This window comes from Dyadobacter sp. (assembly GCF_017744695.1).
GTDB lineage: Bacteria > Bacteroidota > Bacteroidia > Cytophagales > Spirosomataceae > Dyadobacter.
In genome coordinates this window covers 875,632-897,376 of record NZ_JAGIAS010000002.1, presented here as the reverse complement: position 1 = coordinate 897,376, position 21,745 = coordinate 875,632, and the positions used below count along the sequence as shown (strand labels likewise).

The 21,745-nt window shown below is 53.8% G+C and carries 10 protein-coding genes; 2 read left to right on the top strand and 8 right to left on the bottom strand.

Features of this window, described 5'->3' with window-relative positions; genetic code table 11:
* The first annotated feature begins 256 nt into the window (after positions 1-256).
* Positions 257-3,310, top strand: a complete 3,054-nt coding sequence (locus tag J7619_RS11195) for a SusC/RagA family TonB-linked outer membrane protein (protein WP_291197972.1) — start codon at positions 257-259, stop codon at positions 3,308-3,310.
* A 25-nt stretch (positions 3,311-3,335) separates the two neighbouring features.
* The gene (locus tag J7619_RS11190; protein ID WP_291197970.1) at positions 3,336-5,189 is read left to right on the top strand and encodes a RagB/SusD family nutrient uptake outer membrane protein; all 1,854 of its coding nucleotides are present in this window, start codon (positions 3,336-3,338) and stop codon (positions 5,187-5,189) included.
* Between the two features lie 159 nt (positions 5,190-5,348).
* On the opposite strand, the gene J7619_RS11185 is transcribed toward J7619_RS11190, so the two are convergent.
* From J7619_RS11185 to J7619_RS11150, 8 genes are all read right to left on the bottom strand, one after another.
* On the bottom strand, positions 5,349-8,069 hold the full coding sequence (locus J7619_RS11185) for a substrate-binding domain-containing protein (RefSeq protein WP_291197968.1): 2,721 nt from the start codon (positions 8,067-8,069) through the stop codon (positions 5,349-5,351).
* An 81-nt stretch (positions 8,070-8,150) separates the two neighbouring features.
* Positions 8,151-9,653, bottom strand: a complete 1,503-nt coding sequence (locus J7619_RS11180; protein WP_291197966.1) for a glycoside hydrolase family 32 protein — start codon at positions 9,651-9,653, stop codon at positions 8,151-8,153.
* A 137-nt stretch (positions 9,654-9,790) separates the two neighbouring features.
* Positions 9,791-11,503, bottom strand: coding sequence for a RagB/SusD family nutrient uptake outer membrane protein (locus J7619_RS11175; RefSeq protein WP_291197964.1), 1,713 nt, complete (start codon positions 11,501-11,503; stop codon positions 9,791-9,793).
* Positions 11,504-11,524: 21 nt separating this feature from the next.
* Entirely contained in the window at positions 11,525-14,689 is a 3,165-nt protein-coding gene (locus J7619_RS11170; protein ID WP_291197962.1) for a TonB-dependent receptor, read from the bottom strand.
* 29 nt (positions 14,690-14,718) lie between these two features.
* Positions 14,719-15,621 carry a carbohydrate kinase family protein gene (locus J7619_RS11165; RefSeq protein WP_291197960.1) on the bottom strand — a complete coding sequence of 301 codons (903 nt, stop codon included), beginning with the start codon at positions 15,619-15,621 and terminating at the stop codon, positions 14,719-14,721.
* Between the two features lie 24 nt (positions 15,622-15,645).
* Positions 15,646-16,980 carry a sugar porter family MFS transporter gene (locus J7619_RS11160; RefSeq protein WP_291197958.1) on the bottom strand — a complete coding sequence of 445 codons (1,335 nt, stop codon included), beginning with the start codon at positions 16,978-16,980 and terminating at the stop codon, positions 15,646-15,648.
* Positions 16,981-17,173: 193 nt separating this feature from the next.
* Positions 17,174-17,809: an NUDIX hydrolase N-terminal domain-containing protein gene (locus tag J7619_RS11155; protein ID WP_291197956.1), complete on the bottom strand. Its 636-nt coding sequence runs from the start codon at positions 17,807-17,809 to the stop codon at positions 17,174-17,176.
* A gap of 151 nt (positions 17,810-17,960) precedes the next feature.
* Positions 17,961-21,605 (bottom strand): choice-of-anchor Q domain-containing protein, encoded by a 3,645-nt coding sequence (locus J7619_RS11150; protein WP_291197954.1) that lies wholly within the window; start codon positions 21,603-21,605, stop codon positions 17,961-17,963.
* Positions 21,606-21,745: the final 140 nt, after the last annotated feature.

Sequence of the window (21,745 nt, the reverse complement as noted above, 5' to 3'; positions counted from 1 at the left end):
TCAGTATTTTGAATACAATTTGGAAAAAATATGACGAAATGACGTCGGGGTCGAAAACATTCAATCCCGTCGTGGAATATTGACATCGCCAAAAGCGAGACTAAACCCAGTACTAACCAACATAACCAGCTCAATGAAAAGAGGATCTTCTCAGTCCCTTTTTTGCGTAGCGTCGTGCCTGCTCCTAATGCTACGGCCCGTCACTGCGTTCCCCGAGTCCCTGGCCAGGCCCGTTGTCCAATCCGGCCGGCATAGTGTGGACAAGACAATCACAGGTCAGGTACTTGCCAAAGATGACAACTCTCCGATCCCCGGAGTGACGGTCGTTGTGAAAGGCACTACCAACGGTACCACCACCGATGCGGAAGGAAAATTCCAGATCCAGATCAAATCCGAAAGCGATGTGCTGGTCTTTTCATCGGTAGGTTTTGTAACCCAGGAAAAGCAGGTCGGCAATGCAAGCATCGTCGACATCGTGCTCGGCTCAGACCAGAAGACGCTCGACGAAGTGGTCGTAGTCGGTTACGGAACCGCCAAAAAGCGTGACCTTACCGGCGCCGTATCGCAAGTGAATGCGACGAAGCTTGAAAATGAAAACCCTCAGTCGGTACAGGATGTGCTTCGCGGAAATATCCCGGGCATGAATGTCGGTTTCTCAGCGTCGGCCAAAGGAGGCGGTAATGTAGCCGTACGCGGCACCAACTCCCTCGGCGCAGGCAGCAGCCCGCTGGTTGTACTCGACGGAGCGATCTATTATGGCGGACTGGAAGACATTAACCCGAACGATATCGAGACGATCGACGTCCTGAAAGACGCGAGTTCGGCAGCGGTATTTGGTGCGAAAGCTGCCAGCGGCGTAATCCTTGTTACCACCAAAAAAGGGAAGGAGGGAAAGACGATTATCAATATAAACAGCAATATCGGTTTTGCGGAAGTGGCTAAAAATCAGCCAGTTCTGAGCCCGGATGGGTTTATTTCCTGGCGACAGGAGGTAATGCGGAACATCAACGCAACGACCGACTCCTGGACCTTCGCAAACCCGAATAACCTGCCAGCAGGCGTAACCCTTGAACAATGGTTCGGCAAAGACAAAGGTGACCCCACCACCGTTTGGTTGCAGCGATTGAATATGCAACCGGCTGAAATTCAAAATTACAAGGACGGGAAGAGTGTAGACTGGTATTCCAAAATCTTCCAGAAGGGCTTCCGTCAGGACCACACGTTGAGCCTTTCGGGTAGAAACGATAAGGTATCCTACTACATGTCATTGGGTTACCTGAATAACCAGGGGATCGTCGTGGGTGATGCGTATAGCACCGTACGTGCCCGCGTGAACCTCGAAGGCAAGGTTAACAAATTCCTGACAGTGGGCCTCAATACCCAATTTGCCGACCGCGACGAAAGCCAGGTGCCGGTGAATATCGACCTCGCGCCGAACCTGTCGCCATGGGGATCGGAATTTAATCCGGACGGAACGTATAAGTGGCGCCCCAACGACGAGGCCAGCGGCGGTAACCACCCGTACTACGCACGCAGCTTCACCGACCGCGACAAGGGATCGATCACGATCAACAATGTAATTTTCGCAAAAGTGGCTCTGCCGTTCGGCATTACTTATCAGGCCAATTTCACACCGCGCTATGAAGTGTACCACCGCTACAATGCCGAATCGTCCAAAAGTATGGACTGGGCAGCGGAAGGCGGCCGGGCATCGCGTGCGGATTCGCGGTTTTTCAGCTGGCAGATCGATAATATCCTGAAATGGAACAAGACATTTGCTGAAAAACACAGTTTCGACGTAACCTTGCTCGCCAACAAGGAAAGATACCGCTCATGGAGCGACAGCGTTTCGAACAAAGGATTTGCGCCGAACGATTTCCTGGGTTATCACAACATCAGTGCCGGTAATGCGCCGGTCATGTGGAGCGATGACCAGACGAGCACCGCCGATGCATTGATGGCGCGCTTGTACTATACTTTCAAAGACCGTTACATGCTGACGTTGTCGACGCGCCGCGACGGTTATTCGGCATTCGGGCAGAAAAATCCGCGTGCGACGTTCGCTTCCGCCGCGTTGGGTTGGGTATTTACCGACGAACCTTTCATTAAAATCAACTGGCTGAACTACGGTAAGCTGCGCTTGTCGTACGGTAGCAACGGAAACCGGGACATCGGGCGCTACGATGCATTGGCCAACCTTGCCACCGGCAAGTACCTGCACGTGAATTCCGGCGGTACCGTGTACCAGGTGAGCCAGCTGTATGTTGACCGCATGCAAAACCCGAACCTCAAATGGGAACGCACCAACTCGCTCAATTTCGGTATCGATTTTGGATTTTTCAATAACAAGATCGACGGTAGCCTGGAATTGTATAAGTCGTCCACCCGCGACCTGCTCGTGAAACGCGCATTGCCGAACGTACTTGGCTTTGATTTCGTACTCGATAACCTGGGCCAGATCGACAATAAAGGTCTCGAACTGAGCCTGAACTCGAACAACATGAAACGCGACAACTTCTCGTGGCGGTCGACTTTGAACGTGCAGATGAACCGAAACAAGATTGTACACCTCTACGGCAATAAAACGGCGATCAAAGATGCTGCCGGCAATGTTACCGGCGAGCGCGAAGCCGACGATATTACCAATAAATGGTTTATAGGTCATGCGATCGACGAAATCTGGAACTACAAAGTGATCGGCGTATGGCAGGTGGAAGAGGCCGAAGAGGCCAAAAGATACGGTGTGAAGCCGGGCGACCACAAGATCCTCGACGTGAACAACGACGGTAAGTTTACCAACGACGACAAGGTGTTCCAGGGTTACCAGAGCCCTCGCGCACGCTTCACATTGCGCAACGAATTCAACCTGTTCAAGAACTTCGACGTGTCGTTTATGGTGTATTCTTATGTTGGACAAAAAGGGGAATTCAACCAGATGAAGAACCGCCCGGGCTTCCCGGATCGCAGCAGCTCCTATGTGTTCCCTTACTGGACTGCCGAAAACCGGAACAACGAATGGGCGAGACTTTATTCGAGCGAGGGGTCGGCCACTGGGTATAGCGTTTATCAAAGCAAATCTTTCGTGCGTTTCGAGAGCTTTGCGGTGGCCTATACCATTCCGAAAAACCTGGTACAGCGCATTTCGGTCCAGAACCTGCGCCTTTATGCCAACGTGAGAAATATCGGGTTTATATCCAACTGGAAATTCTGGGATCCTGAAAACGGTACCAACGGTGCAACGAATCAGAACCTGACCTATTCAGTTCCGAGCCCGCGCATTTTCACGATGGGCGTCGATATCACCCTTTAATATCCATTATTCCAATTGAGTCAAAATGAATATCCTATATCAAAAGTCAAAGAGAGTTCTGACCATTTCCTGTGTGTTGATGGGAATGACGGTCGTGAGTTGCAAAGATGGCTGGCTGGCGCCGGAACCATTATCGTTCTACAACCCGGACGAAACGTTCAATGACGTGGGAGGCTTGCGCGCTGCGATCGTGGCCTGCGAAAGGAACATGCGCCTCGAATGGTATGGCGACGCGCCGCCGATGGTCACCGAGTCGATCTTCTCCGATATCGCGGTGGAAGGTACCACAGACAAGTCGGGGCCGGCACAGAACCTGAACCTGTTGATTACGCCGGATGCCCAGCTTAACAGCGGCGACTATAACAAGATAGGCTGGTACTGGAGTGAAGGTTTTAAAGGGGTGAAATATGCCAATGTGGTGATTTCAAGGATCAATCAGCCTACCAACTATAAAGACGATGCCGAGAAAAATGCATTGCTTGGCGCTGCTTACTTCCATCGTGCGGCCCGGTATTACCGGCTTACGCAGCAATTCGGGGACGTTCCATTGATCCTGGACGAGATCGTTGGCCCGAAACTGGATTTTCAATCGACTAAGCGTGAAGTCATCCTGAAAAAAATGAAGGAAGACCTCGAATTTGCGGAACAATGGGTGCCTGCTGTTACAGACAAGGGAACAGTTAATAAAGGTTCGGTGAGCCATTTGCTGACCAAAGTAAACCTCGCTCTTGGTTTGTTCGATGATGCCATCAAATCGGCCAGCAATGTGATCGATGGCGGTACACATAAACTCATGACGTCCCGCTTCGGCGTCGACGTCAATAATCCTGATCGCAATGTGATCTGGGACTTGCACCGCCCGGCCAACAAGTCGATCGGTGCCAATACGGAAGGCCTGATGATGGTGATCGACCGCGTGAGCATCGACGGGAACATCGATGGCGGCATTCAGCTGATGCGTAACACGGTTCCGTTCTGGCATAACAACATTACTACACCGGCCGGAAACCGCGGGACCAGCGATGTGGCGAAAATTGAGATCGATCAGGTGACTTCCCTGGGCCGTGGCATCGGCCGCGTACGCCCGACCTACTACTCGCAGGAAGGCGTTTGGGATGACAAAAAGGACCTGCGTCACGCGCCCGGCAACTGGACCCGCATGGAGGATATTCTTTACAATAACCCCGGATTACTTGACCCCAAAGTCAAAGATCCTTATTACGGCAAACACCTGCAATTCAGGAATGATGCCGGCGCTATCCTGACGATCGACACGATCCGTTGCTGGTTCGACTGGCCGAATTACAAACTGTACATCGAGGACCCATTGAAAGTACAGCCAAATGGTGGTAACACCGACTGGTACGTGTTCCGTTTGGCTGAAACTTATCTGCTCCGCGCAGAGGCTTACGCGTGGAAAGGTGATATGGTGAATGCGGCAAAGGATATCAATGCGGTGCGAACCCGCGCCAACTGCGATCCTTATAAACCTGCGGACGTAAACATCGGTACCGTGCTCGACGAGCGTGCACGGGAGTTGTATTTCGAAGAACCGCGCAAGACGGAGCTGACCCGGGTCGCATATATTTTCGCCATGACCGGTAAGCCTGCACCAAACGGCAAAACCTATCATATGGAGACCTTCTCGGAGAGCAACTATTTCTATGACCGCGTCATGGAGAAAAGTGATTTCTATAACAAAGGTGTTAAAACGCGCCACGCCGACGAATACACCATGAGCCCATACCACGTGCTTTGGCCTGTCCCGCAACCGGCGATCGATGGGAACACCCAGGGGCGGATCAACCAGAACAAAGGATACAACGGGTTTCAGAACAATGTGCCGCCATTGACCGAGATCCCGGTGAAGGGGTTGTAAATGGTTACGATAGAAGTTAAACAAAAAGCGCAAATCTGACCTATTGTCAGCCTGAGTCGAAGGCCGTCGCGATACTGGCCTTCGACCGCCGGGCGGCCCCGTCCGCTCAGGTTGACAACGGTCAGATTCTGCGTTTTTTTGAGTCTTTCCTAATTTTTCTCAGCTCTTCACCAGCCGCCAATCCTTTGGCGACACCCCGAAGCGGGTTTTGAAAACTGTCGAAAAATAGCTCTGCGAGGTAAATCCGGTCTGGTCGGCGATTTCTGCGACGGTGAGATCGGGGTTGCGGAGCAGTGTGCAGGCTTTTTCGAGGCGGAGATTCAGGATGAGGTCGTTGGTGCCGCCGCCGAGCAGCGCTTTGGTTTTGCGGAAGAGTTGCACCCGCGACAGGCCCATTTCCCTGCCGATGGATTCTACCGTGAGGGTAGGGTCGTCGAGGCGCGAAACGATGAGCGCGCGGAGCTCGTTGACAAACTTCTTGTCCAGGCGCGACAATCCGGTTTCGGTGTCGCCGATATTCCGGCCAACTTGTGTGGATTGCAGCAATTGTCTGTTAGTCAACAGGCTGCGCATGCTTTCCTGTAAAAATTGAGGGCTGAAAGGCTTGGTCATATACATGTCGGCCCGGGCCTGCATGCCCTCGACCTGCTGTTCGGGTGTATTTTTGGCCGTGAGCAGGATCACCGGGATGTGCGAGGTGCGCATGTCGGCTTTGAGGGTGGAGGTGATTTGCAGACCATCCATGCCGGGTAGCATCACGTCACAGAGAACCAGGTCGGGCACGGTGTCGAAGCATTGGTCGAGCCCGGCTTTACCGTCGGTAGCGGTGATGATCTCGTACTGGTTTTGCAAAAGACCCGTCATGAAGGCGAGTAAATCTTCATTATCCTCGATCAACACCACTGTAGGAAGATCTTTGCGTTCCGTAGCTTCGCCTTGCGCGGGCATTTCAATGGTGGTGTCCGTCCAGGCGACCGATTTTTCGATGGTACCGGCAGCAGGATCGGCAATGTCCTCCGGCTGGAAATGCGCGTTCCCGAGCGGTAATGTTACAGTGAAAATGGCGCCTTCCCCTTTTTTGCCATCGGCGGTGATGGTACCCTGGTGCAATTCCACAAACTCCCGGGAAAGCGGCAAACCGAGGCCCGTACCTTTAATAGAATTTTTCCCCTGGTAAAACATTTCAAATGCGCCCGCCATATCGGCCTCGCTGAGTCCCGAGCCGTTATCCTGTACCTGGATGATCACTTCATTGGCTGAGTGGGTAATATGAATGTAAATATGCCCCCAATCAGCGGTAAACTTGAATGCGTTCGAAAGCAGGTTGAACAACACTTTATCCATCATATCGCGGTCGAACCAGACGTTCAACCGACTGAGTGTGGTGATCAGCCGGAAATCGATCCTTCGCTTTTTGGCTACCTGTTCGAAAGGCAGCATCAGCTCGCTGATGAACGCCACAATATCGTTTTCGGCGACCTGCAAACGGATCTTGCCGCTTTCGATCTTGCGGAAATCCATCAGCTGGTTCACCAGCCAGAGCAGCCGCCTTGCATTCTTCTGAACCAGGGAAAGGTTCTTTTTGACCGCCGGACTCTCGTTTTTCTGTCTCAGCAACTCTTCTACCGGCGCGAGGATCAGCGTCAGCGGTGTCCTGAATTCGTGGGAAATATTGGTGAAAAATCTGAATTTGGACTCCGTCGCTTCCTGCGCTTTTTCGGCGATGTCCTGAATGCGGTTGCGCTGGATCAGGATTTCCGTGTTTTTGGAATTCAGTTCTTTGTTGATCTTTTTGTTTTCGATCAGCGAATACAATGCGACCGAGCCAAGTATGATCGAAACGATGAACAGGCCGGTCATGACATAGAGCAGCCCACGCTGGGTTTGGTAGATTTCCAGCTGCTCGTCGATGCGCGCCTGCTGGCGCTCGATGTCGTTCTGCTGGGAGATCATCTTGTCGGTCTGCATTTTGATCATCCGCACATTCGACGAGTCGATGATAGCGGTTTGCAGCAGGTTTTCCTTCTGGTAGGGCTGTTTTTGAAGGATATTCATGGCTACCCGGGCCGCTTCCTCGCCGCCGGTCGGGTATAATGCCGTCGCGGTAATGTGGCCGTCGTACACCATCTGGATATCCCCGAACTGCCCCGGAAGGCCGTCGACGCCGATCACGCGGATCTTGCGCTCGGGAAAAATTTCATTGCAAACCTCCCGCGCGCCCATGGCCATGACTTCGTTCTGGGCGAAAATGAGGTCGAGATCCGGGAAGTGCGGGAGGGCCTTGCGCAGTTCTTTTTTAGCGATATCCTTCTCCCACTGCCCATTCAGGGTAGCTACACGCTGAATGCCTGGCCGGGTCGCGAGCGCGTCCACGAGGCCACGGTGGCGGTCGGAGGCGGGCGAGGAGCGGGGCAGACCGGTGACCTCGATCATTTTACCCTTGCCGCCCAGCAAAGTAGCGGCATATTCGCCTACGGTTTTGCCCACCTGGTAATTGTCCCCGCCAACATAGGCGGTGTAATAGGGCGAAGAAGTGCGCCTGTCGACCACCACCACCGGAATGCCTTTTTTGTAAGCTTTTTCAATCACCGGCGTGAGCGGGTCCGACTCGTTGGGTGATACGATCAGCAGTTGAATACCGCTTTGGAGCAATGCTTCGATCTGCTTCACCTGCACAGCGCTGTTGGCATGCGCATCCCTGAAAATCAGCTTGGTGTTGTTGTGAAATGCGAGTTCGCGCTGCATCCCGTCGAGCATGGCACGTCGCCACTCGTCGTCGCCGGTGCATTGGGAAAACCCGATGACATACTCGTCTCCCTGTTTTTCGGCACAGCCTGCAAACAACGTCAGCAACAGGAAAGCGATCAGCGCGAATCTCATAGGATAAATTGTATTTCAAATATAATACAAAATAGAGCTGCCGGGCGTAACACCACGGCAGCTCTATTTTCTGCCTGGTGGCTACTCGATCGAGGGCTTCAATGCATTGTACTGTACTTCCTCTATCTGAATGCCTTTTATCGATTTGATACTCAGTTCCGAAAGCGGTGTGTCGGCGAAGAAAATATCCGTCATGACGGTCAAACCTCCATCGGCAAATAGCTCGACGGATGCCACGTCGGCGACGAGCGTCAAGGCAATTTTTCCGTCTTTGGACAACCTCGGAGCGGTATGCTTCTGCCCGAAACCAGCCTCGAAATCGATCTTGCCCGATTTGGAGCGGTCGATATAATACTGGTTGGCCGCCTTATCGTAGCCAATCAGGAGCTCATTCCCTGTCTTGTTGGATAGTACCAGTTCGAAATCGCTGGCGGCTGCCGTTTTGAGGTCGAGCCGGAACAGGCCCGATGCATTACTGCCCTTAGGAGCCAGGTCTACGGGTGCTTTTACGGTCAGGTTCTTTTTGGAATAACCTTCTGCTTTAATACCGTCCAGTTCTTTGGCCGGTACGGATGTCAGATAGAGCTCTTTGTCCACGGCTTTCAGGCCCAGCTCGCGGGAAATGGTGTTGGCGCTGCGCCAGGGGTCGGTCGGGACCTGGTTGGCGTATTGCCAGTTACTCATCCAGCCCATCAGCAAGGTACGGTTGCCGGTATTGGAGAAAGTCACTGCGGCATAATTATCGGCGCCCCAGTCGAGCCATTTGGTTCCCTTGGAATAGGCAGTGAATGTCTTGCCGTCGAAATCGCCGAGGAAATACTGCCCTGCCGAGCCTTTGTTCGGACCGCCCGGATTGATATTGACGATCAGCACCCACACCTGCTTGCCATCGTGCGTGAGCGGGAGCAGGTCCGGGCATTCCCACACGCCCCCGTGTGCGCCGGCGTCCGCACCGAACTCGCTCTCTTTCGACCAGCTTTTAAGGTCGGGGGAGGAGTAGAAGGTAATGCGGTCTTTGGTGGCGAGCGTCATAATCCACTTTTTCTGCGGTTCGTACCAGCGCACTTTCGGATCGCGGAAATCGGTAATGCCGGGGTTCGGGACCACCGGGTTACCGCTGTATTTGGTCCAGGTAACTCCGTCGTCGAGGCTGTAAGCAATGCTCTGGTACTCGTGCTTACCGGTTTTCTGCTTTTCCAGCACCGGGTTATGGTGCGTAAAGATCGCCACCAGCGGTGCTTTGCCGTCTTTACCAAAGCCGGAGGTGTTGTTCACATCCACGACTGCACTGCCCGAGAAAATGTAGCCGAGGCTGTCGGGGTAAAGCGCAATGGGCTGTTCTTTCCAATGCAGCATATCCTTGCTCGTGGCGTGGCCCCAGTGCATCGGGCCCCAGATTTTCGCTTCCGGGTAGTACTGGTAGAACAAATGGTAGGTGCCGTTGTGAAACACCATCCCATTCGGGTCGTTCATCCAGTGTGCCTTCGGCGAGAAATGGAACCGCGGGCGGTATTTTTCAGGGGTGTCCTGAGCGTTGACGAAATGGGCAGCGAGTAGTGCTGATAGTATGATTAGTTTTTTCATATTTTTTGAATTTGTCAATCACGTTTTAGTTGTCAGCCTGAGCGGAGTCGAAGGCCGGTACTGCAACGGCCTTCGACTCCGCTCAGGCTGACACGCAAAGTGTCATTTTTGAGTTTAATTGCAATTTCAAGCGATAATCAATACCCCGGATTCTGCACATAAAGCCCTTTCGTAAAGCTGATCTCCCGCTGCGGAATGGGCAGGTATTCATCTCTTCCCGCAGTGAATTTCGCTGTCGCGAGGAATGGCCTTCTTACTTTCTCTTTTTCAAGATACGCATTCAGTGTCTGCTCGGCAATGCCCCAGCGAACGAGATCGAAGAAACGTGGACTTTCGGTCGCAAATTCGAGCCTTCTTTCCCAGCGAAGCGCCTTTCTGGCATAATCCTGCGTCCAGCCGGAAGCGGAATATTCCTTGATATTGTACTTCGAAGGCATGGTGCCGTCCGTCTTTTTTAACCGTCCGGTGCTCGCCGCGGCGCGTTTGCGGATCTGGTTAATGAGCGGCAATGCCAGCGCATGCTGTCCGAGTTCGATATAGGCCTCCGCCTGCATCAGCAGCACGTCGTCATAACGGATAATGTCGATATTCTTGGAGCTGCCGATAAACGGTCCTTCCTTATGATACGACGAACTGGTAGCCAGTTGCTGCTCTTTCATGGTGTGAAAGAAGCCATACACGCCCGGGTCGCGCACCCAGCTGTTACTGAATGGCTTGGTCGGATCGTATTTGTATGGATGGCCATCGATACCAATGGTATGGTCCACGCGCGGGTCGACGGTTTCGGTCGTGAAATCTACGTTTTTGTCATTGAATGTCTCGAACAAAGGTAATCCGTTCGCATCGGTGCGGTAGGCATTGGCCAGGTTCTGGCTCGGCTGGTGGAAGCCGCAGCAGCCGTACTGCGGCGCACCATGCGGGTAGTTGAGGCCGGTCACGTAGCTGAGGCGGCCCGCAGCAGTACCGTCGTTGATCGAGTACTGGATCGCGAAAATGGATTCGGGGCCGTTCTCCGTTTCAGCAATAAAATTTTCGGCAAAATCGGGTTGCAAGCTATACTGGCCGGATGCGATTACAGCCTGGGTGAGCGTTACCACTTCCTGCAAACGGTTTTTGTTAATGCCTGTCACTTTGTGGTTGGCATCCTGCTCATAGGCCTGGAAAAGGCGCAATTTAGCCAGGTAGGCGGAGGCGGAGAGCTTGTTGGCCCGGCCGATCTGCGCCTGCTTCTGCGGCAGGTTGTCGACCGCGAACTGAAAATCTTCCCCGATTTTATTCCAAAGCTCGTCGTTGTTGTACCGCACGTTCGACTCTTTCAGAATGTCGTCGCTCGACAGTTTTTCGTCGATGTAAGGCACATTCTTGAACAACATTTTAAGCATAAAATGGGAATGGCCGCGCAGGAAACGCATTTCGGCAATGCGGGTAGAACGCAGCGGGAATTCCGCGTCAGTCAATGCGTTGAGGCTCGTGAGCGCGGCATTGGCCCGGGAAATGGCTTTGTAAAAATTCTCCCAGGTGTACGGGTGCATCCAGCCGAAGTCGGGACGGGTGAGGTTGTAGTGCTCGTAAAAATCGATTTCCGCCACGTCGGACACGCCGCCGCCGCCCTTGTAGGCATCATCCGAGCGTACGCTGCCGTACACCCACATGCTCGTCATGGGGCCGATCATTTCGTCGTTGCCGATGCCGGCATAAGCCGCCGTCACGAGCGATTCCGCCGCGGAGGCCGATTTGATGTTCTCCGACGACAGCAGTCCTTGCGGCTGGTAGTCGAGGAAATCGTTACAGGAGGTGGTGATCAGCAACGTGCCGCTGGCGATCAGACCGAATAGGTATTTGCTTTTCATAACAATGCGCTTTTTCAGGAATTAGAAAGAAATGTTCAAACCAAATGTGAAAGTCCGTGGGATCGGGATGGCGTTGATGTCCGTCCGCTCGGGATCAGGACCGCTGAACTGCTTCGATTTGATCAGGAACAGGTTTTCAGCCATCAGGTACATCCGCACACGTTGCAGTTTGATCTTCTGGATCAGCTCCGAATTGAGTGCATAGCCCAGCTGGATGTTGCGCAGTTTGAAATAGGAAGTATTCACATTGAAATAATCCGAAGAACGCGTCTCGTTGTTGGCATCGGACAGCGACAATGCAGGGATTTTGGAACCCGTATTCGTGGGCGACCAGGCGTCGAACACACCCGGCCCTACGTTCTCGCGGCCACGGATGAAATTGTTATAGAAAGTATAAATGTCGAAACCCTTTCTGCCTGCAATACCTGACCCAAAGATCGAGAAGTCGAACGACTTGTAGAATGCCTCCACTTTCAGGTTGTATTCAAATGCAGGCAATGTAGTGCCGAAAAACACGCGGTCGAGGTCGTCGATACGCTTGTCGCCGTTGGTGTCCACGTAACGGATGCGGCCGGGACCGGCGCCTACCTGCGTGGGAGCAGCGTCTACTTCGGCCTGGTTCTGGAAGAGGCCATTGGTTTTATAACCGAACAAATCGAACTGCGAATGGCCGAGGATCGTCTGGATCGCATTACCCGGGTAAGCGGCACGCACTTCTTCGGGTAGCGAGGTGATCTTGTCGCGGAAGCGGCTCACACCAGCCATTACATTGTAAGTGAAATCGCCTTTCGGACGGGCATAGTAGCCTGCCGAGAACTCGAAACCTCTGTTCGATTTGGCAGCACCATTCAATACGCGCAGCTGGCCTTCACCCACGGCCGATGCTACCGGCGGGGTGATCAGGATATCGCTGGTTTTGCGGGTAAAGTAGTCAAAAGAACCCTGGATCATGCCGTCGAACAGCCCGAAATCGAGACCGAAGTTGGCTTCGTCGGTCGTTTCCCATTTCAGGTTCGGGTTAGCACCCTGGATCGACACAAAGCCGGAAGGCAGGTTGCCCGTGTTGGCGCCGTTGAGGTCGTAGGCTGTTCCGATGTTATAAAACTGGTCGAAGAAGCTGTTATGGCCGTTCGGGAATTGCGACTGCCGCGCGCCGTAACGCGTATCGTACAATCCAAAGCGGGCGAGATCACCGATCTCCTGGTTACCAACCCTGCCGACCCCGGCCCGCAGTTTCAGATTGCTGATTTTGGTTACGCCTTTGAAAAACTGCTCCTTATCGATGCGCCAGCCTACCGATGCCGCCGGGAAAATACCATAAGCATTCGCGGAACCGAAGCGGGAAGAACCGTCACGACGGATGGTGATCGCGGCCAGGTAACGGTCCGAGAACCCATAATCGATGCGGGCGAACTGCGAAAGCAGCCTGCTACCCGAGCCTGAGCCGGTTACGTTGGTATTGCCGGTACCCGCATTCAGTACAAAATACTCTTTCGTTTGCACGGCGAAGCCTTCTTTCCGGGCTATTTCAAAGTCGGAGTCGTTTTTAATGGCTTCGATACCCGCCAGGAACTTGAAATGGTTGTTGCCAAGGTCGAGGTTATAGCGGGCCGTGTTGGACCAGGTAATGCTCAGGTAGCGGTTCTGGTCGATCGTCAGACTGTTGTTGGCGCGGCCGAATGAGCCTTCTTCAAAGGATTGTTCGATGTTTTTGAAGCGGTAGGCCGCATTGTCGGCACCCAGGCTGGTTTTCAGGAAGAAGTTTTTGAAAGGCTGGATTTCCACAAACACATTACCGAACAGCGTGAGCCGGTGTGCATTGTCCCATTTGTTGATCTCCTGCATGTGCAGCGGGTTATTGCGATCGGAGTAACCCGAGCCGATGGCACCGCCCCAGGAACCGTCCTTGGCGTAGACCGGAATGGTAGGCGCGAGGGTAACGGCCAGGCCGGGCGTGGCGGCACCGCCAATGTCGGTCGACGCGAGCGTCTCATTCGAAGAGGCAAGCTGCATATTAGCCCCGATTTTCAGTTTGCCGTCGAAGGCGCTGGTAAGGCCGTTGATGCGCCCGCTGATCTTGTCGTAATCAGTATAGCGGAGCATACCGGTGTTTTTGTAATAACCCAGGTTGATTTGCAGCGAAGAAGTGCCGTTACCACCCGAGATCGTCAGTTCGTTGTTGGTCACGATACCGGTTTTGTACATTACTTTCTGCCAGTCGGTATCGCCTGCGGGCATATTGGCGTTGCCGCCCACGAGGGGCTGTACTTTTACACCATTTAATATGGGATTGGAAAAATCCTTATTCCAGTCGAACTGGTACAAAGCTCCGTAACCATCCTCGGGATTGACCTTGTCGTTCACCGAAGCCTGCCACAATGCCCGGCCGCGGTCGACCGCATTCAGCATTTTAAACCGTGCGTACTTCTCGGATTGCGTTGAAATGCTGGTATTGAAGTCGATATTGAGCTTGCCGTTGCTATTCGCACCGTTTTTGGTCGTAATGATAATCACCCCGTTGGAGGCGCGGGAACCGTAAATGGACGAAGCCGAGGCATCTTTCAGCACCTGGATCGACTCGATCGAGTTCGGGTTCAGTCCCTGGAACACCTCGGGGCGTTTCGTAGGCACGCCGTCGATAATGTACAGCGGGTCGGTGTTGCCAAGGGTATTGGCTCCGCGGATCAGGATACGGGAGTTGGTACCGTTCGGAGAGCCGGTTTTTTCGATATACAAGCCCGGTACGCGGCCCTGCAACGCCTGCATGGGATTACCCGAACTGATGTTTTTCAAAGGGGCCATGTCCACCACGGCAATGGCGCCGGTCAGGTCTTCTTTTTTGGAAGAAGTATAACCCACAACCACCACTTCATTGAGGCTTTTCTGGTCGTAATCGAGGGTAACGTCGATGGTGGTCTGGTTCCCCACCACAATTTCCTTTGTTTGCATGCCAATGTAGGAGAATACCAGTGTCGCCCCAGCGGCGCTCGGCGAGATCGAGTAAGCCCCTGAAACATCGGTAACGGCACCATTGGAAGTCCCTTTTTCGAGAACATTCACACCGGGAAGCGGCTCGCCGTCGATACTCTTGACGACGCCCTTGATCTGCGCCCTGTTTTGCGCGTGGGCGGGCAGTTGCACCACGCAGGCGACCACGAGGGCCACCAGCAGTAGAATTCTTTGCATACGGTTGGATTAAATAGGGTAAGTGAAAATTAGTGGGTAACGGGGTGTTGCAAGTGAATGAAATCCTGAATGTCGGTTTCCGAAAACGCGGGCAATGCGCCGGCTTTTCCGGCTACAAATGCGCCGGCAGCACAGGCAAATTCGAGCGATGCGGCCAGTGCATGTCCCGTGGCGGTTTGGTAAAGGAATGCGCCCAGAAAAGCGTCGCCGCTGCCGATGGTATCGGCCACTTCCACCGTAAACCCGGGATGCTGATGGTATTCGCCGCCGCCGGTGAGCACCATGGCGCCTTCCGCCCCGCAGGTGAGCACGAACATGTCCAGTTTGAAACGTTCGAGTATGTACGCCATCGCCTGCTTTTCGCTTTCGAAAGTCGTGAGCCAGCCAGTCACCTCGCGAAGCTCATGCTCGTTCATTTTGACAATGCTGGCAAAACCGAGCAGTTCCAGCACCTGTTCGCGCGAGTAATGCGGCGGGCGCAGGTTCACGTCGAATACCCTGACGGGCGCGGGGGCCAGGTAGCGCAGGAGCGTCTCGCGTGAGGTGCGGTCACGCGCGGCGAGCGTGCCATACACAAAGAAATCGCTTTCGGCAACCTGCTGTGCGGCGGCGGCGTCGAACTGAATGTAGTCCCAGGCCACCGGGTGCAGGATTTTGTAGGTAACCTCGTTGCTATCCGACACGTTGGCTTTGGCAATGCCGGTCAAATGCGTTTCGCCGGTTTGCACCCATTGCGTATCGAGGCCTTGTTGTGTCATGAATGCGAGCAGTTCGGCACCTAGTTCGTCGTGGCCCACGCGGCTGATGAAGGCGACGTCCATGCCATAGCGCTGCAGGTGTGCGGCGACGTTCATGGTAGCCCCGCCGGCCAGGCGCACGTCGGGCAGCACGTCCCAGAGCACTTCTCCAAAAACTGTCAGTTTCGGTGTCATATGTAATCGTTTAAAGTGGAGATTTTAGTGAAGGATTAATGTCTTTTCGATCTGTTCGAGGGAAGTGCCCTTTGTTTCGGGCATGAGTTTCCACACAAATAGCAGTTGGAGCACCATCATGCCGCAGAAGATCATGAAGGTATTACCGCCCCCGAGCGTTTCGGCGATATACGGAAAGGTGAATGCGATCACAGCCGCAAGCAGCCAGTGCATGAAGCTGCCCATCGACTGCCCCGCGGCGCGAACCTGGTTAGGGAAAATTTCTGAAATAAAAACCCAGATCACCGCGCCCTGCGACAATGCGAAAAAGGCAATGTAGATGAACAGGTAAACCGGTACCGCATACCCTCCCAGGTTGCCGCTGTAAAATGCTTGCGCTACCAGTCCCAGCGTGGCTATCAGCCCGAACGACCCGATGAACATCAGCGTGCGGCGGCCAAAGCGGTCGATCAGGTTAATGGCAATGAATGTGAAGCAGAAATTGACCAGCCCCACACCGGCCGACGACAGCAGGGCCGAACTTTTACCCAGACCCGCCATTTCAAAAATGCGGGGTGCGTAGTAGATGATCGCATTGATGCCTGAAACCTGGTTGAAAAAGGCAAAAAGCAACGCCAGCACCAAGGGTAATTTGTATTGGGAAGAAAAAATGGAAACGTTGCCGTTAGACTGGCTGCCGGCATGTGCTGAGTTTTGGATGTCGGATACAATGCCGCTCACGTCGATACCACCATTCGCGACAGACAATATCTGACGCGCTTCGTCGACCCTTCCGCGTTTCACGATCAGCCAGCGCGGGCTTTCTGGTACAAAAAGGATCGCTACCAGGAAAACGAGCGACGGGAACGCCTGCACGCCCAGCATCCAGCGCCAGTCGTTGTCGCCCATGCCTACGAGGAGGAAATTGGACAGGTAAGCAATGAGAATGCCCAGTACCACATTGAACTGGAACATCGCTACCAGCCGGCCGCGGGAATTGGCGGGAGATATTTCGGATATATATAATGGAGCGGTAACCGACGAAATGCCGACACCGATGCCGCCCAGGAAACGGAAGATCAGAAAGGAAATCCAGTCGGACGCCAGGGCAGAGCCGATTGATGAAAGCAGGTAAAGGACGGCGATGGCGAAGAGCGTGTACTTGCGCCCGTAACGCTCGGAGGGGATAGCGCCTGTGAGCGACCCGAGGACGGTGCCGATCAATGCGATGGAAACTGTGAACCCGTGCTCTACCGTGGAGAGGCCCCACAATTGCTGGATCGACTTCTCCGCGCCTGAAATGACCGCAGTATCAAAACCGAATAAAAAACCGCCCAGCGCGACTGTGAATGCCCAGAAGATTACCTTTTTGCTTGTCATGATTTTTGAATTAATTTCTGACGAAGCTACCGGCTGTCCGGGCAATCTGTTTTCGAATCCGTACCAAATGTTTTTAAATTTTACATTCGGTCGAATTGTGATTAAATGGTTGTTTTTGAGGTTTTTATATTAATTTAAAAAGAGGCTGTTTTCAAATTTGCTCCAAGGTTTTCAGGAAATGTTTCATCACCATTCAGTCACATAAAACAGGTAAACCCGGATCGGCGGCAAAGGGGAGCAGCTGGGCGATCTGTGAATAGGTCACGCGGTTGGCCGACAAGTCCAGGCCCGGCAGCTCATCGAACTTCACCCAGCTCACGCCGGAAGTTTCGGTGGTTTGTTTCAGGATTTCACCACCCGTAATGTCGCACAGGATGAAAAATTTGTAAACGTACCAGGGCTCGTGCGGGTGGTCGTGTTTGCTTTTGTCGAAAACAGCCAGCAACCGCACCGCTTCCACGTGTAATCCGGTTTCCTCAAACACTTCTTTCACAGCCACTTCAAAAGGCGTGTAGCCCACATCGGCCCAGCCGCCGGGCAATGTCCAGCGGTCGTTATCTATTTTTTCCTGTACCATCAGGACTTCGTCGGTACCGCGGAAAATCACGGCGCGGATATCGACTTTGGGCGTCACGTAACCGACTTCATGGGGCAAGAGGCTGATAATCTGCTCAACAGGAGCGTTGCTGATATTCGCGAGCAGGCCGAGGCTGATCTGGCGGATTTCCTCGTACCGTTCGCGGTCATATTCGCCAGGCTGGAATGCCAGGCCGGTTTGGGATAATGCCAGAATGCGTTTGACGGCGGCCAGCCATGGATTAGTAGACATAGGAAAAGGGACAAGCGTAGATTGATCCGTACCAGTCGAGTCAGACAAGCGGTACTGTATAAGTAGCCGGCGAATATCTGAAACTATTGTGTGAATTCAATCCAGCCTGCCCCGTTATGAAACGTTGAGTATAAGCCAGCGTTTGTAAGGATTATTGCGTCACGGAGAGTTTCAGGCTTTGCCGGTTACCATCCATCGTTTCTATTTCAATGGCATAGGTGCCGGGCCGCAGCTTGCGGATATCCATGCTGCTTTGCTGCAATGCCGGTTGTAGCAATAGCCTTCCGGTGGTGTCGAAGAACCTGATATTCCGCACGTTCTCCGGTTTTAGACCTTTCACGTGCACAACGGGCGTGCCTGTGGCCGGATTGGGATAAATGGCCACTTTTTCCCCTTCAAATTCCAGCACGGCAATGCGGCTGTACGAGAAGGCCCCATTTTGGCCACGGTCGATCATTTTAAGCCGGTACATATTGGTACCTGCGAGTGGAAAAGCGTCGGTATAGGAATAGTCGGTAATGGTCGTTTCGCTGCCTGTGGCTGTCACCTCTCCCAGGTGGTGCCATTGCCTGCCATCGCTGCTGCGCTCGATATCGAACCGGTCGCTGTTGGTTTCAGCGCTGGTCTGCCATTGCAAATAGGCCTGTTGTTCACGTTTTTGGGCCTGAAAGGACACGAGCGTAACGGGCAATGCCGCCTCGGATTGCCCCGAAATAAAGAACCCGCTGAAACCGGTTACCTCGAACGAAACGAGGTACATGGTGTGGTCTTCGCTTTCGGTTACCGTTACGTCCGTGATCAGCTGCGTAGGGCCGGAATAGGTGCCTGGGAAGCCGTACGGGCTGGTACCATGGTATTGTACCACTTTCAGGTTGGCAGGGAGGGAGGCATTGTTGGCATTGCCGTAGGCCTGGTTGTAGGCTTCGAAATCCTGTTTGGAAAAAAACAGGGTTACTTTGGCCGGGCCGTCGGTCCCCGACGGGGTAATGTCGTAATGTCTTTTGACAAACACTTTTTCCCCTTCGGAAACGGTGTTGCCTGCCGCCAGAAAGGTTTTGACCGTCACATTTCCGAGAGGCCCCAGCGTGCCGGTAGGTTCGATAAGGCCGAAGGTTTTACAATCGCTGGTGATGGCGGTCGCGCCTGCGTAGACGGGTAGCGTCGCCTGCTCGCCACTGCCGGGTAATGTGCCCGGGCCCGTGACTGCCTGCATTTCGTAGGCACCCATATCGATTTGCCCGTTGTAATTCCGCGGATTGTTGGCCAGGTCGGTGGCCGGACTCAGGAGATCGGGCAGGGTCTCATTGGTGCCACGGTTTATGGCCGGGGAACAGGGCAGGAGTGTCCAGTCGGCTTCACCGGCAAATTGCGGATTGGTGGTACCGGCCAGGTTGTGGTCGGTGTCGCTGGCATCCATGCCTTCCACCAGGCTGTATGTGACCGAAATGGCGCTCTCCTGGCTGGTAATGCCGCTGCCATTACCGTAAATGATGCTGTTGCGGACGGTTACCGGGCCGCCGTACCCGTTAATAGTTCCCGGGTAGTTCTGCGTGTTGCCTGTAACTGTACAGTTGAGCAGCGTCACCTGTGCCCCATCGTTGAATATAGCCCCGGCGAAATCCCCGGCCGAATTGCCGGTGATCAGGCAGTTCATCAGCACCGTGTTTGAACCGTTCCGGTTGTTAATGGCCCCGCCGCTGCCGAACATGGCCCCGTTTTCCTTGAATAGGGTGTTGGTGATCAGCAGTGAAGCATTGTTGTTATAGATCGCCCCGCCATCCGAGGCGCTGTTGCCAATGAATGCGCAATTGGAAATGGTAAACGAGACATTGGCATTATGCATGGCCCCGCCATCATTGCCCGTTACGCCTCCGATGGTAAAGCCGTCGAAGATATCACCGGGTGTCAGACCATTATCGGAATTGTTAATGAACGGTCCGACGGCAGACATCAGGATGGTTGCCGTCGAGGGATCGCCGTGGACAATGGGCAATGGCCGTTGGTCGAGGGTAGTTTCAGTTCCTGTGAAGCTGCCATAGATTTTCACCCCGTGGATAAATGCCAGCTGGTTGCCGGTATGTTGATACAGGCCGCGTGCTACCCATATCTGGTCGCCCTCGGAAGCGAGGTCAAGCGCATCGCTCAGGCCAGGGAGCGCATTGGCCCAGCTGTCGCCGGAAGGGTCGGGTGAAGCGCTGGCCGCGCTTACATACCAGATGGCGCTCGGCGTCACTTCAAAGGGCCCGAGGTCGATCGCCTGGCTGGTGAGCCTTCGGTTTCCGTCGAATGCGAGGGGTGTGTCGTCGGTGTTTTTAGCAAAGGCCGAAATGTCTGTCGCCGGGTTGCCGGCATTGGTTACAGGGCTGCCTTTGCGTTGGACAAAGTTGTATTGTGCCGCGTCGGTGAACTGCGGGTCGGTGTCGAGGATATGGTTGCCTCCTGCGAAGCCTCCCTGGACAAGGGAGTAAGAGACCACCGGTGTGCCCCCTCCGCTGATACCGCTGGTACTGCCGGGAGAAGCGGGATCGGCATTATTCCAGATAATGCTGTTTTCGATGACGGGCGACGAGCCGCTGACCGCATACAATGCGCCCCCGTTGTCCGGTGCGGCATTACCGCCAACCTCATTGGCCGAAAAAGTACAGTTCCGGATGGTAGGCGATGAATTGTCGAGGAAGATAGCCCCACCTTTTCCGGCGGTGGTACCTTTGGCCGCGTTAGCTGCGAAAAGGCATTGCAGGATCAGCGGGCTCGAATTGAGCAGATAAATCGCCCCTCCCTTGCCTTCCGAAGCGGTGGGATCGGTAGCATTCTCCGCGAAAAGGCAATTGGCGATCACCAGCGAGGAGTTGGTTGCGTGCAAAGCGCCGCCCCGCCGCTCATCGCTGACGGAAAAACCGGTGCCGGCTGTGACCATGAAACCATCGAGCCGTGTAGATGCGTCCGCGCCGGAGGCCGATATCACATTTCCGCCAAGCCCTTTGAGCACGGTGGAAGCAGGCGAAATGGACCGTTCCCGGACGTCACTTTCATAGCCGGAAAACCCTCCGTAGTAAGCGACGCCGTTGGTAAGGGACAGCGGTTCATCGGCAGCGGCGGTCTCGTAAGTCCCTGCCGCTACCCATACCTGCCTGATGGCGGGCGTTATGGCGGCGGCTCGTGTGGCATAATGTATCCGTTGCAGCGCATGGTCCCAGCTGCTGCCATCCCCCGGCGTGCTGACGCCACCATCTACATATAAAATACCATTGGCGTCGGGTTGTGCTTCTTCGGCGGGGTCGTAGCTGCTGACAGTTCCGTTCAGGGTGAAATTGTCGATGGCGGAGTAGTTGTTGACAGTATTTCCGTTGGTCACCACCAGCCGGATTCGGATGGTATTACGAAGCCCGGAGACCGTTTTACTGCGGGTGATGAGCGAAAGCGTCGAGTTGGAGGTAATGGATGCCCCATAATTCGCTCCATCTACCTGTATTTGAAAATTGGCATTGTCGCCGGAGAGTCTTGAAAAGGAGATGCTGGTCAGCTCCATTTGATAACCCTCCTTCATAGTGACTGTCAGTATATAGACATGATTTTGACCATAAAGCGCCAATCCGGGGTTCCCGTCATAATCCCGCCAGTACAGGTTGCCGCCTGTGGACGACCATGCGGCCGTCATGTTCGAATTGATCGACGTGTGCCCGGTGAAACTCCTGTTGTTGAAGTTGTGACTGTAAACCACCGCCGAATGGGCGACGGTAGCGACGAGCAGTGCGCAAAACAGTGCGAAAAGGGGTCGTAGTAATTGTGTATTCATAGCGTGGACCGGAATGATGAGTGATCATTTTAGGTCTGCAATATGGACAGCGTAAATGTCCCGGGATTGTCAATTTTTAAGCAGATACTGTTCAATTTTCGTCATACAAGGCTGTTTTATCGTAAATTAGCTGGAAAGCA

Excerpts from the sequence above, each read along its gene's own strand:
- J7619_RS11175 (WP_291197964.1), bottom strand. The coding sequence starts at position 11,503 with ATGAAAAGCAAATACCTATTCGGTCTGATCGCCAGCGGCACGTTGCTG.
- J7619_RS11155 (WP_291197956.1), bottom strand. The coding sequence starts at position 17,809 with ATGTCTACTAATCCATGGCTGGCCGCCGTCAAACGCATTCTGGCATTA.
- J7619_RS11180 (WP_291197966.1), bottom strand. The coding sequence starts at position 9,653 with ATGAAAAAACTAATCATACTATCAGCACTACTCGCTGCCCATTTCGTC.
- J7619_RS11170 (WP_291197962.1), bottom strand. The coding sequence starts at position 14,689 with ATGCAAAGAATTCTACTGCTGGTGGCCCTCGTGGTCGCCTGCGTGGTG.
- J7619_RS11190 (WP_291197970.1), top strand. The coding sequence starts at position 3,336 with ATGAATATCCTATATCAAAAGTCAAAGAGAGTTCTGACCATTTCCTGT.
- J7619_RS11150 (WP_291197954.1), bottom strand. The coding sequence starts at position 21,605 with ATGAATACACAATTACTACGACCCCTTTTCGCACTGTTTTGCGCACTG.
- J7619_RS11185 (WP_291197968.1), bottom strand. The coding sequence starts at position 8,069 with ATGAGATTCGCGCTGATCGCTTTCCTGTTGCTGACGTTGTTTGCAGGC.
- J7619_RS11160 (WP_291197958.1), bottom strand. The coding sequence starts at position 16,980 with ATGACAAGCAAAAAGGTAATCTTCTGGGCATTCACAGTCGCGCTGGGC.
- J7619_RS11165 (WP_291197960.1), bottom strand. The coding sequence starts at position 15,621 with ATGACACCGAAACTGACAGTTTTTGGAGAAGTGCTCTGGGACGTGCTG.